Origin of the sequence: Thalassotalea sp. G20_0, assembly GCF_017744175.1 — a bacterium.
Lineage (GTDB): Bacteria > Pseudomonadota > Gammaproteobacteria > Pseudomonadales > Endozoicomonadaceae > Endozoicomonas.
Map to the genome: position 1 here is coordinate 78,459 of NZ_JAGHQV010000015.1, position 12,370 is coordinate 90,828.

The 12,370-nt window shown below is 48.4% G+C and carries 9 protein-coding genes; 4 read left to right on the forward strand and 5 right to left on the reverse strand.

From position 1 onward, the window contains the following. Positions 1–30 precede the first annotated feature (30 nt). The 5 genes from J7438_RS11200 to glnA form a co-directional block, all read right to left on the reverse strand. Positions 31–453 carry a hypothetical protein gene (locus tag J7438_RS11200; protein WP_209276600.1) on the reverse strand — a complete coding sequence of 141 codons (423 nt, stop codon included), beginning with the start codon at positions 451–453 and terminating at the stop codon, positions 31–33. A 178-nt stretch (positions 454–631) separates the two neighbouring features. Beyond that, complete coding sequence (gene glnG, locus J7438_RS11205; RefSeq protein ID WP_209276601.1) at positions 632–2,110, reverse strand: nitrogen regulation protein NR(I); 1,479 nt, start codon at positions 2,108–2,110, stop codon at positions 632–634. Positions 2,111–2,113: 3 nt separating this feature from the next. Further along, complete coding sequence (gene glnL, locus J7438_RS11210; protein WP_286196533.1) at positions 2,114–3,187, reverse strand: nitrogen regulation protein NR(II); 1,074 nt, start codon at positions 3,185–3,187, stop codon at positions 2,114–2,116. A 405-nt stretch (positions 3,188–3,592) separates the two neighbouring features. After that, positions 3,593–4,153, reverse strand: a complete 561-nt coding sequence (locus J7438_RS11215; RefSeq protein ID WP_209202010.1) for a DUF4124 domain-containing protein — start codon at positions 4,151–4,153, stop codon at positions 3,593–3,595. Between the two features lie 259 nt (positions 4,154–4,412). Then, positions 4,413–5,816 (reverse strand): glutamate--ammonia ligase, encoded by a 1,404-nt coding sequence (gene glnA / locus J7438_RS11220; RefSeq protein WP_101746446.1) that lies wholly within the window; start codon positions 5,814–5,816, stop codon positions 4,413–4,415. Between the two features lie 679 nt (positions 5,817–6,495). On the opposite strand from glnA, the gene thiI reads away from it, so the two are divergent. The 4 genes from thiI (at position 6,496) to J7438_RS11240 (ending at position 12,351) form a co-directional block, all read left to right on the forward strand. Then, positions 6,496–7,953 (forward strand): tRNA uracil 4-sulfurtransferase ThiI, encoded by a 1,458-nt coding sequence (gene thiI, locus J7438_RS11225; RefSeq protein ID WP_209276603.1) that lies wholly within the window; start codon positions 6,496–6,498, stop codon positions 7,951–7,953. An 83-nt stretch (positions 7,954–8,036) separates the two neighbouring features. Further along, positions 8,037–8,540, forward strand: coding sequence for a dihydrofolate reductase (locus J7438_RS11230; RefSeq protein WP_209276604.1), 504 nt, complete (start codon positions 8,037–8,039; stop codon positions 8,538–8,540). A gap of 464 nt (positions 8,541–9,004) precedes the next feature. After that, a complete protein-coding gene (locus J7438_RS11235) occupies positions 9,005–11,545 on the forward strand; it encodes a hypothetical protein (protein ID WP_209276605.1) in 2,541 nt (846 codons plus the stop codon). A 116-nt stretch (positions 11,546–11,661) separates the two neighbouring features. After that, on the forward strand, positions 11,662–12,351 hold the full coding sequence (locus J7438_RS11240; RefSeq protein ID WP_209276606.1) for a YccT family protein: 690 nt from the start codon (positions 11,662–11,664) through the stop codon (positions 12,349–12,351). Positions 12,352–12,370: the final 19 nt, after the last annotated feature.

The following is a 12,370-nucleotide window of genomic DNA, read 5'->3' on the forward strand; positions in this document are numbered from 1 at the left end:
TTTATTGCCAAAGTTGCCTGAAACTTATCCTTACTCGGCATGGATCAATAACGTCGCAGGCTTTTTTGAACCCTGAAAGCCGGTTAGCGGCTGGGCAATCAATTGTCGGCTGCTGTTACGGCAGTCGTTTTCAACACCAAACATGGCGGAGGGCTGCCCGGTAATCCGGGTTTCTCCCGCTGGCTCAGAGACTCTTAAATCAACACCGTCGGCACCGCTGGAAGCCAGGCTGAATTGGGATAAACCACGCCCTGAAACACAAAGGGAAACCGGGCGATCAAAACTCAACGTGCTGGTTGGGATAATAACCGGATTACCGTTTTCATCCGTTGTACTCTCATCCACAATGGCAACCTGAGATTGCAAGGACGGGTAAACAATCAGTGTGATAGAAAATGAGCCGGTGGAAGTGTTACCCAGTTTGCCCTGGGTGGCTGCTTTAACGTTTGTCAACGAAGTGGCGGTAAATATACCGAATAAGAAAAGTGCGCCAATTCCCTGGCGCAAAGATAGAGTCCGTTCCATGATACTACTGCCTTACTGCTACATCCTGTTTTCAGTATAGGCAGTGTGAAATACGAACTATTAACCTTACGTCCTGTCAAAATTCCTTATATCAGGAGTAAGCTTTTTAACCAACCAGCTCTTCTTCTATGGGCGCTGAGGGTTCTTCCAGAGGCCCAGAGGGCTCCAGGTTCAGCTCCTTGATCTTCCGGGTAAGCGTATTCCGGCCCCATCCCAGTAATTCTGCTGCATCTTTTTTACGGCCTCCGGTATGGGCCAGTGCAGATTCAATAACAATGGTTTCAAAGGCTGGCACCGCCTGATCAAGGATGCCGACCTGACCCGCTGCCAGCTCACGATCACACCATTGGCGAAACAGTTGCTGCCAGCTGCCATAGCCGGTGACCGAACCCAGGTCACTGTCTCCCTTATCCGTAAACTCTGGGGGCAGGTCAGATACCAGCACTTCCCGGCCAGAGGCCATCACGGTTAACCAGCGACAGGTGTTTTCCAACTGCCGGACGTTACCGGGCCAGTCCAGGGTGCTGATGTAACTGGCCGTTTCCGGGTGCAGGATTTTCGGTTCCACTTCAAGCTCTTTGCCTGCCTTGTCCAGAAAGAAGCGTGCCAGTCGTGGAATATCTTCACGACGATCCTTAAGCTTTGGCAGATGTACCCGGATAACATTCAGCCGGTGAAAAAGGTCTTCACGGAACTTGCCTTCTGCCACCAGTTTTTCAAGGTTCTGATGGGTCGCTGCAATAATTCGCACATCCGCTTTAACCGGCGTGTGCCCACCCACGCGGTAAAATTCGCCATCGGCCAACACGCGCAGTAGGCGGGTCTGGGTATCGGCGGGCATATCGCCAATTTCATCCAGAAACAGAGTACCACCACCGGCCTGTTCAAAACGCCCACGACGCATGCCTCCGGCACCGGTAAATGCGCCTTTTTCGTGACCAAAGAGTTCAGACTCAATCAGGTCCCGGGGAATCGCCGCCATATTCAAGGCAATAAAAGATCGGTCCGCCCGGGGGCTGTGGCGGTGCAGGGCCCTGGCCACCAGCTCCTTACCAGTACCGGATTCACCATTAATCAATACGGTGATGTTGGAGTGCGACAGGCGGCCAATGGCACGAAACACTTCCTGCATGGCCGGGGCTTCACCGATAATCTCCGTAGACTCCTCCGGTTGCAGGGAGGCCTCCGGAACCTGCGCCTCAGCCAGTTGTTGCTGGCGATGCTCCTGACCGCGCTTGACCAGCGCTACCGCTTCATCAATATCAAAAGGCTTCGGCAGGTACTCAAATGCACCACTCTGGTAGGAAGACACGGCGCTGTCCAGGTCCGAGTGCGCCGTCATGATAATAACGGGAATATCCGGCTTGCGTTCATGAACCGCCTTCATCAGTTGCAAACCGTTCATGCCCGGCATCCGGACATCACTGATCAGGGCTTCCGGTTCACTGTGTTCCAGCGCAGCCAGCACTTTTTCCGGCGCATCAAAGGATTGTGTTTCGATACCGGCTGAATTCAGGGCCCGCTCCAGAACCCAGCGTATTGCCTGGTCGTCATCCACGATCCAGACTTTGGAACTCAAACTCATACCTCACTCCTGTGTCATATCCAGCGAAAGCGGTTCTCTGGTGATGGGTAAGAACACGTTAAAAATGGTTTCACCCGGCTTACTCTCACACTCAATCAATCCCTGATGCAGACTGATGATGGACTGTGCCATGGGTAACCCCAGGCCCGTTCCATCGGCACGGCCGCTGATCATGGGGTAGAAAATATTGTCGATCAGATCAGGCGGAATTCCTGGCCCGTTATCAATAATGGACAAGTGACAAACCAGCCGCCGTCGCTCGGTACCGATGGTAAATTGTCTTGCTATACGGGTTCTCAGGGTGATCAGGCCTTCAGATCGCGGCATGGCCTGATCAATGGCCTGCATGGCATTGCGCACCAGGTTCAGAATGGCCTGTATCATGCGTTCAAAGTCACCCGGTATATCGGGAATACTTGGGTCGTAGTCTCGTTTGAGCCTGAGTTCTCCACCGGTTTCGGCATTGATTAACTGCATCACCCTTTCAAGTACTTCATGAATATTCAGGTCTTCCATCTTTGGTGGCTGAAGCGGCCCCAACATCTGGTCGACCAGGTCACGCAGCCGATCAGCTTCCTGGATAATAATCCCGGTAAATTCTTTCAGTCCCTGGTCATCCAGTTCCCTGGCCAGAAGCTGAGCTGCGCCACGAATACCACCCAATGGATTTTTTACTTCATGGGCCAGGCCCCGAACCAGAATTCTGGAGGTTTCCTGCTTGGCGATCAGTGACTCTTCCCGGGTAATTTTCTGAACCCGGTCACGGGGATTGATTTCCAGAAGCAGCCTTGCTTCCCCGCAAGTGATGGGTGAAATGCTGTAATCCACATTGATCATCTCCCCATTGATGGGAAAGTCGGTTTCCCGACGGGTAAACTGCTGATACTGAGACAGACTGCGATCCAGATCAGCCTTGAAGTTTTCTTCAGGAATCACCGTGGTTACCGGCTGGTTCAAAATCCTTTTCAAACTGGTATCCAGCAGGGTTTCTGCCGCCGGATTCAGGGTAATCACCCGGAACTCCCGGTCAAGCACCATTACCACGGTATTCAGGTTATCCAGAATGATGTTTTGCATAGTTCCTGTTTCAGGGATTATCTCTTCTAAAGAGCCAGGTAAAAGCTGCTTCATGGTCAGGTATTGTTATTACTTTTATATTTCAGGCTCTGTTGACCTGAATCTGATGAGAAACGGTATTGGCTATCGTTAATGCAAAAACCAAACCACCATTGATGGCAAGCCAGACTTTTTACAGTGAAACTTCTAACCTGCCTTATATTGCATCTATCCGGGCCATATCGCGTACCATCGAAAAGATGTTCAAACGTTAATTCCAACTTGCCAGCTGTAATTGCACCATAATAGTGCATTCATGTAATCAGAGCACCAGGTTTATGGAGCTTAAATTAGCGAGACTATGGGCTGATTTGAAAACGTGGGGAGTAAAGCCTATAACTCACTCTCCCTTTTTTGGTGCAGCCGTCAGGAGGCAGGAGGGTTTATAGATACTGCGGGAATGAATAAGGTTCGATGGACATGGATCGTATTGCTGGACGACTGTATGACTTTGGCCTGGTTATCAATGATCTCCACGGCAAGGTTGTGGGTACCACGCTCAACATTTTCGAGTTCAAAGGTTAAATTTCGCTTGGGGCCCGCCACCACCTTACCATCAAGCAGCAGACGAACTTTGTGACCATCAAGGATTTTTGGCGCTGTAACAATTTTTACCGTGAAATTTCCCTGGTTACGCACCGTAGCATTATTGGCTGGCTCTATAATTTGCAGTCTGCCGTAGGGCTTCTTGCTCACTTTTTGAGCAGGTTTTGGTAATTCAGGCTTATTCTCCGGTGCTGGAGACATTGGCGTAATCGGGCGTAACCTGACTTCCTCACTGGGCTGATCCGCAGGTCGGGAGTCAGTAAAGATCACATTTCCGTCCTGATCCACTGTTTTATAAATCGTGCCAAACGCAAAGTTCACTGATACCAGAGGCAGAATCACCGCCAGAAAAGACCAAACCATTGCCTTTTTTATATTCATGAGCCTCTTGCCTTAGTGAAGTCATATCCGGCTTATATCGTGTTGAGCACTGGTTAGCTTAATAGTTACCAAGACTTTTTAACAGGTAGTAACGGGGAAAACGTATGCTGGTTATTGCTTCCCGGTAATGGCCCCTGTGTGCGTCTGCCACCTGCATCCATTCAGTCGTGCATTTACAGAGATCACCAGAAAGAGAAAAGCCAGAACTTTCGCTCTGGCTTGAGGTTAAACAACGACTTATCCGGTCTTGGATGATGGTTTAGACAGAGTAGTACAGATCAAACTCTACCGGGTGAGTTGTCTGGCTAACGGCAAGACACTCTTCCTTCTTGAGTTCAATGTAACCATCGATCATGTCGTCTGTGAATACGCCACCGGCCGTCAGGAACTCACGGTCAGCGTCCAGGGCAGCCAGGGATTCTTCAAAGCTGGCAGAAACCGTTGGGATCTCGGCCGCTTCTTCTGGTGGCAGATCGTACAGATCCTTATCAGCCGCATCGCCAGGATGGATCTTGTTCTTGATCCCGTCCAGACCCGCCATCATCAGGGCAGCAAAGGCCAGGTATGGGTTGGCAGTGGGGTCAGGGAAACGTACTTCAATACGACGGGCTTTAGGGCTGTTCACGTAGGGAATACGGATAGAAGCAGAGCGGTTACGGGCCGAGTAAGCCAGCATAACCGGAGCCTCAAAGCCCGGGATCAGACGCTTGTAGGAGTTGGTAGAAGCGTTGGCAAAGGCGTTGATGGCCTTGGCATGCTTGATCACACCACCGATGTAGTACAGAGCTTCTTCAGACAGGCCTGCATAGCCGTCACCAGCAAACAGGTTCTCACCGTTCTTGGACAGAGACATGTGAACGTGCATACCGGAGCCATTGTCGCCTACCAGTGGCTTCGGCATAAAGGTAGCGGTCTTGCCATAGGCATGAGCAACGTTATGCACTGCGTACTTCAGAATCTGAACTTCGTCAGCTTTCTTTACCAGGGTGTTGAACTTGACACCGATTTCACACTGACCGGCAGTACCTACTTCGTGGTGATGAACTTCAACGTCAAGGCCCTGGGCTTCCATGGCATCACACATGGCGGCACGCAGATCGTGCAGGGAGTCAACCGGTGGTACCGGGAAGTAACCACCCTTCACTTTTGGACGGTGACCGATGTTGCCGCCTTCAAACTTGGCGTTGGAAGACCATGCCGCTTCTTCTGAATTCACTTCGTAAGAAGCACCGGAGATATCAACGCTCCACTTAACGTCGTCAAACACAAAGAACTCTGGCTCAGGACCAAAGAACGCCGTGTCGGCAATGCCGGTAGACTTCAGGTACTCTTCGGCACGCTTGGCAACAGAGCGTGGGTCACGCTCATAACCCTGCATGGTGGATGGCTCAACGATGTCACAGCGCAGGTTGAGGGTGGTGGCTTCAGTGAATGGATCAATGACAGCCGTGCTGTCATCTGGCATCAGAATCATGTCGGATTCGTTAATGCCCTTCCAGCCAGCAATAGAGGAACCGTCGAACATTTTGCCGACTTCGAAGAATTCGTCGTCTATTTCACCAATGGGAATCGATACGTGCTGCTCTTTACCCTTGGTATCAGTGAAACGCAGATCAACCCACTTAACGTCATGTTCCTTAATCAGGCTAAGAGTCTTCGACATTTATTATTTCCCCTCTGGAGGACAAAAAAACCGGACAAACACCGCACTGGCAACCAATGAGATCAGGCGGTTTACTGATCAATCTCTTTGCTGTCTCACCAACGAGCAGCCAGGAGATTCGCTTGCTGGACCATGAGCAATAGCTATGCCACATTTTGCAACTTGATCAGATGGGATGGACAAAAACAGTGCTTTACAGTGAAACATCTGAAAAAAGGCAAACATTGAGCAAAAAGAGACCGGGAAACAGCCAGATACCAGACCGGTTCACACAGTTTTTGCTTGCCTTATCCTATTCAGGCTGCTCAAAGTACACATGCTCACGATTCTCACGCACCTGAACAATGCAAGGCACCTCGAGATCCGGAAAAAGCCCGCCCGATTCGGTGCAGAGAAAACCATGAGCGCACCAAATAAGTGCAAGCAGCTTTTACAACACCCATCTGACCAAACAGCGGCTGACAGTGTAACCCCTTTGACAAGGGATTTGCAGCATTACTTACCGGCATAGAGACAAATACCGATTACGGTCCATATAAGCCGGTTTTTCGGGGCCATCCTGCAACGTGCTACAAGGGTGCCAGAGTTCTCGGTTATTCGGTATAATGCGCTGTTAACGAATGGTTAAGTTATCCGTCCTACCCGCCTTGACTAGCCAGCCCACAAGGTCTCCTGATCCATGAAGTTCATCATCAAACTGTTTCCGGAAATCACCATTAAAAGTGCCCCGGTAAGAAAACGCTTTATTAAAATGCTGCGTAAAAATATTCGCACCATTCTCAAGCGTGTGGATGAGAATATCGATGTCTGCGGTGTATGGGATCATATAGAAGTCACGACCGGTAGCAATGATCAGATCCTGATGGCAGAGGTCGGTGACCTGTTAAGCCATATCCCGGGCATTGCCTACTGGCTGCAGGTGGCAGAGCACAAGCTGGTCAGCCTGGACGATGTTCTGGAAAAAGCCGTTGAGGCTCACTCAGAAACACTGGCGGGCAAAACGTTCTGCGTTCGCTGTAACCGCACCGGCAAGCACGATTTCCAGTCCATTGAGGTAGAGCGATTTGTCGGTGGCGGTCTTATCCAACAGACCGAAGCCAAAGGGGTCAGCCTGAAAAATCCTGAAATAACGGTTCGTATTGATATCAAAAATGACCGCTATTTTATCACACAGAAGCGGGGAGCAGGTCTGGGTGGCTATCCCCTCGGGTCTCAGGAGCCGGTTCTCTCGCTGATTTCCGGCGGTTTTGACTCTACGGTGTCGAGCTTCCTGACCATGAAGCGTGGCATCCGAACTCACTTCTGCTTCTTCAACCTGGGTGGGCATGCCCATGAGCTGGCAGTAAAGGAGGTAGCTTTCTACCTGTGGAACCGCTTCGGTTCTTCTCGCCAGGTAAAGTTCGTTACCATACCTTTTGAAGGCGTTGTCGAAGAAATACTGACCAAAGTGGACAACGCCCAGATGGGCGTTATTCTCAAGCGAATGATGCTCAGGGCCGCCACTAAGGTGGCCAAAGAGATGGAGATGGCTGCACTGGTCACCGGCGAAGCCATTGGTCAGGTTTCCAGCCAGACACTGCCAAACCTGGCGGTGATTGACTCGGTAACCGATGCCCTGGTGCTCCGGCCTCTGATTACCATGGATAAGCAGGCAATCATCGATATATCCATACAAATCGGTACTGAAGAATTTGTTCGTAATATTCCGGAATACTGCGCAGTAATCTCGAAAAACCCCACCACCCGGGCCAAGGTTGGGAGAATTGTGGCAGAAGAGGAGCGGTTCAACTTCGATGTACTCGAAGATGCAATTCAAAGCCGGAGAACGGTCTCTATCCACGACATCATTGCGGATGACCTGACCCGGGAAGAAGTTGAGGTGGTTAGTGAAGTTCATCAGGGTGAAGTGATTATCGATATTCGTCACCCCACTGAAGAAGAGATAAAGCCATTCACCATGCCCGGACGCGAGGTGGTGATCATTCCCTTCTATCAGCTGCGCACACGTTTCCCGGAGCTGGACAACAATCGACATTACCTGCTCTACTGCGAAAGGGGTGTAATGAGCCAGCTGCATGCCATGCACCTTCGGGAAGAAGGGCATAAGAATGTTGGCGTATTTAACCCGAAGCCGTAAATTTTCTACCGGGAAGGCACACCGATTTACACGCGTTGTCTTTGTGGTTCACAGCTGTATGGTTCAAAAAAGGAGTAACATGGATGAAACTGTCCCTGATCGCTGCGGTGGCAGACAACAACGCCATTGGCATCAATAATAAAATGCCCTGGTATCTGCCGGGAGATCTGCGCTATTTCAAAGCGGTTACCATGGGAAAGCCTGTGATCATGGGCCGGAAAACCTTTGACTCCCTGGGTAAGCCTCTGCCAGGCAGAACAAATATCGTCATTACCCGGGATCACAACTGGCACCACGAGGGAGTCAGTGTAGTTCACAGCCTGGATGATGGGATTGCCCTGGCGGAGGCGGCTAACCTGATCAACGGTAACGAAGAAATCATGGTCATTGGCGGCGAACAGATCTATCGACAGGCAATTGATCAGGCTGACCGGCTTTACCTGACCCGGGTTTATCAAAGTTTTGACGGTGATGCCTTTTTCCCGGACATCAACCCGCAGGAGTGGCGGGAAATCTCCCGGGAAGACACTCAATCAGAAGATGAGCAGCCACTGACTTACAGTTACCTGGTGCTCGACAGGGCCTGAATATCAGCGCCTGTCGTTTTTCCTCTTCCCCTCCTTGGCATAAGCCACATTTCCTGCCGCCTCAGATGCAGGAAATGCCCTTTTCTCCAATTCTGATTGTCTATAGTTAGTTGAACAGCTTGTCATGTTGCGTGGAAAAACTGTCTGTTGTCTATCTTGTTCGCTGGGCAGACAAGGCATCATTTTTACAAATAATCAATAAGTCAATTCAAGCCTTGAATAAGGGTTACCTTAGGGAATGAGGAATGCCCCGGATACCATCAACAGATCATATCTCTTCGCACCGCGCAGGATACCCGCCATGCGAACCCGGTAAAGGTCAACACGCCACGGATACCCGGGAAATAAAATCGGTTGAGACCACCATTCAAGCGGCTGAGCATATTGAATCCAGGCACTGGCATAACCGGTTAATCTCTTTCTGTAAGGAAAAAATAAATCGCTTTATTCACCCTGCCCCCTCAATGAAAGTGAGTGATCTGGTTGATGATCTGACCAAATACAATCCTGAGAACCCACAGAAAGTACTTGCTGCATTAAAACTGCATGCTGGCCACATCAAGCTGCATCGATCAGAAGATGGCAGACTGGGTATTTCGGATGGAAAGATCGCTATCAGCACAGAAACGATGGAAGCTGTCGTCAAATCCACTCAACTCAGCACCATGGATATGGCCTATGAGTATTTACGTAAAGGTAAAACGCCACCTGAAGGCTTCCTGCAACAAGTACTACTGCCGCATATCCATAGAAAAATTCGCCTGGCAATACAGTATGAAAAAACCTCCGGGCTACCAGTCATGCAGCAACAACTTCAGGGAAGAGAGCAATATGGAATATATTCTGAGCAACAATATGAATATATTAAAAACTTATTAATAAAGGTTGGCATAAAGGATGAAAAAACGTTCACTTTTGAACGAATGCTTGAGTTTAAAAAAGAGTTACGAAACAATCTGGTCCTGCCCATTGAGGAACAAAAATCAGCAACCGACAATAAAGTAAAAAGTATTGACAGCAAAGCCCTCAATCATCAGCAACCGCCACTTCCTCAGCTACCTGAGCCGAAGAGAACAGGTCATTTTATCGAAAAAGAAGACCGTAAACATATTCAACAACTGGCTTCAGGAGAACGTTTTTTTGCAAATATACACCTTAAAGATGTTGGCAACAGAATAAAGAGAAATATCTTACGTAACAAACGATATCAGATTTACAATTTCTTTATTTTACTGACTGGAGCCATCCTCACAGCTATTTTCCCACCCGCTGGAATCGCCATTGGTATTGCCGTAGCTGTCGGACTGATCACTGATCTGGGTTACATCGCTTTCTGGTCTTCCAGTACCGAACTCTGGCGGAGGGTCAGGATGGTCAGAGGACTTAAACAAATAAAAAAATACGCTGATTTTGACTATACCAACTTTGATAAGTCAAACGACAAGAAAAGAAAAAAGCTAATAAATAAACTTCGTTATCGATGCACTCATAAAACCTTTTCACAGATATACAACGCTTATGCCGATCTCGAAAAGCAGGCAATAAAACTCAAAACAATGGCAGAAAAAGAACAGAAGACTCTGGCAGAGTCTATTGCTTTAGAGAAAGAGAAAGCACTGTATTTTGAGCGAAGAAAAAAACTGAAAGCCAATTTGTTTTACTTTGACAAGCTTATCGAGAATGTCGTGATCAGCCGCACCATTCTTGAAAACCGGCATATAAAGGATCTGGAAGACCTGTGGAATTCAAAATTTAAAGATATGCCTTCTGAAAAAAGGGAAGAACTGTTCAAGAGTGTTACCACAAACAAAAAGTTAACCATTCACGGCTACCAGATAAAAACCAATAACAAAAACTGGATGCAGCAAATCATTCCTCACTGGATGAATCCAGCTTGGAAAGCAGAAAGTCATCCGGATTCTGAAAATTCGGGAATTGAGCCTAAAAAAGAATCTACGGCCTTTAAATCAGCCGGGATTTTGAAAAGTATGATTCAGGATTTTTTCTATACCCAAGTCAAAGGAACCTTATATAAAAACCTGGTAAAAATTTTCAAAATAGCTGGAAAAAGAGGAAGTACCATCAATATAACCCCTGTAGCTCCAAAGATCACTTTGAGCGGAGTCTTGTGCTATGTGGCTTTCTTTTTTACGGATATGGCTGCCGATCATGCAAATACCAAAGTTAATAAAAAGAGAATGGCAAAGATCATTAAAAAGCAGTCTGATTATACCAGACAACTGTTTGGCAAACGGCTAAGAACAGGGCGTGAGGAAGTTGGTACGCTACGCTCACTGGCCAAACAGGAATTGGAGCCAATGGTTGATCATTTACTCCGGTCGATAAAATCAATGGAAAAAATTGGCAACAGCCTGGAAGAAGCCAAACAGAGAAGTGAGCTTCTCAACAAAGGGCCGTATGAGTCAATGAGTGATGAAGAAGCCGCGATAATTATCCTTAAACATGCCGCCTTACAACAGTTGCTTGATCAGGAGATTAACAGTGCATTCGGTACATTCTATCGTGTTGTTCAGGAAAAAAGCGCAAACTGGAACAAGCAAATAGCCAAAACACTGATTGGTAATAGTGTACGGGTTATTTCTACTGTATCCGAAGGCCAGGAACGCAGATACATACCAAAGGCTGCCGGTTTGAGAGAATCAGCGAATCAGCATTCTCACAATGAACATCAGCGTTTATCATCTGAGGATTTCTTGCACTCTATCCGAAACCAACCCTGTGGCCGTCTGATTATCCGGTTTCGTACAGGAGAAATATCAGAAGGCCTGGCACTCAAGGAGATCAGAGAACTCGATAGTCTGGACGAACTGCTTGACTTAAGAACCTGGATTGAAAAAGCACAAAGAGAAGGAAGTTACCAGAAGCACGAAGAAACTCTCAGGCTGTTCCACAGCATTATTACTTATGTTATTGGTAGCAAATATAACGCTTCTCAATCCCCTCAACACCCAATTGGCAATCAGCGCCCGATTGGTCCGGTTTAGCCATGTACTGGCCATCGATAGCGACCCGCAGGCCCGAAAATTCGGAAAACAACAATACGAAACGGTAGTTGTACCAACCTATAATCGATAGATTATCTATAGGAGAACACTGCCTTATGTTTGTACGTCGTCTGTTGGGTGCTCTGTTGATATCCACTCTGGCCATGCCGGTTATTGCTGACAATACACTGGTACTGCCTGAGAAAACAAAGCTGCTGGTTCTTGATGGTAAGGATGCCGATCATCTGGGCAGCAAGAAGGACCTCTCTCTTGGCAATGGCCGTCATCAGTTGGTATTTCAGCTGAAAACGCTGGTGAGGGACGGTGGTGATACCAAAATGTTTACCACCAGCCCGTATATCATGACGTTTGAGCTGTCTGGCGATCAGACCTACACCATTAATGCCCCGAGACTGAAAACAACAAGAGATACCGATAAACTGTCACAGTCGCCAAAGGCTCAATTCTCAATTACCAATGCCAAAGGTCAGACGGTTCCCTTTGAGTTCAGCGTGCTTAATAAATCCGGGCTGTTAATCGGTGGAGACACGGTGGAGGATATCCAGAAGTTTAACCTGTCTGACAGTCCGGCGGCTGTTCGGGCAATGGCCGGAACCGTTTATATTGCTAACCCGCAAGGTGTCTCATATCAGGTTGCTCAATCCAGGCCTTCTGTCATGCCAGCACCGGCAACGGCTCAGCCAATGAGTGAAAGCATGCTGCAGTACTGGTACAACCAGGCAGATGAAACAACCCGTGAGCGATTCCTTCAGTGGATTTCTGACAGTAAAAAAACCGGGAAGTAGTCCACCCGGTTTTTGCCCG

What these genes read in the sequence shown, in the direction of transcription:
- glnG (WP_209276601.1), bottom strand. Translation starts at nt 2,110, where the DNA reads ATGAGTTTGAGTTCCAAAGTCTGGATCGTGGATGACGACCAGGCAATA.
- glnL (WP_286196533.1), bottom strand. Translation starts at nt 3,187, where the DNA reads ATGCAAAACATCATTCTGGATAACCTGAATACCGTGGTAATGGTGCTT.
- J7438_RS11215 (WP_209202010.1), bottom strand. Translation starts at nt 4,153, where the DNA reads ATGAATATAAAAAAGGCAATGGTTTGGTCTTTTCTGGCGGTGATTCTG.
- glnA (WP_101746446.1), bottom strand. Translation starts at nt 5,816, where the DNA reads ATGTCGAAGACTCTTAGCCTGATTAAGGAACATGACGTTAAGTGGGTT.
- thiI (WP_209276603.1), top strand. Translation starts at nt 6,496, where the DNA reads ATGAAGTTCATCATCAAACTGTTTCCGGAAATCACCATTAAAAGTGCC.
- J7438_RS11230 (WP_209276604.1), top strand. Translation starts at nt 8,037, where the DNA reads ATGAAACTGTCCCTGATCGCTGCGGTGGCAGACAACAACGCCATTGGC.
- J7438_RS11235 (WP_209276605.1), top strand. Translation starts at nt 9,005, where the DNA reads ATGAAAGTGAGTGATCTGGTTGATGATCTGACCAAATACAATCCTGAG.
- J7438_RS11240 (WP_209276606.1), top strand. Translation starts at nt 11,662, where the DNA reads ATGTTTGTACGTCGTCTGTTGGGTGCTCTGTTGATATCCACTCTGGCC.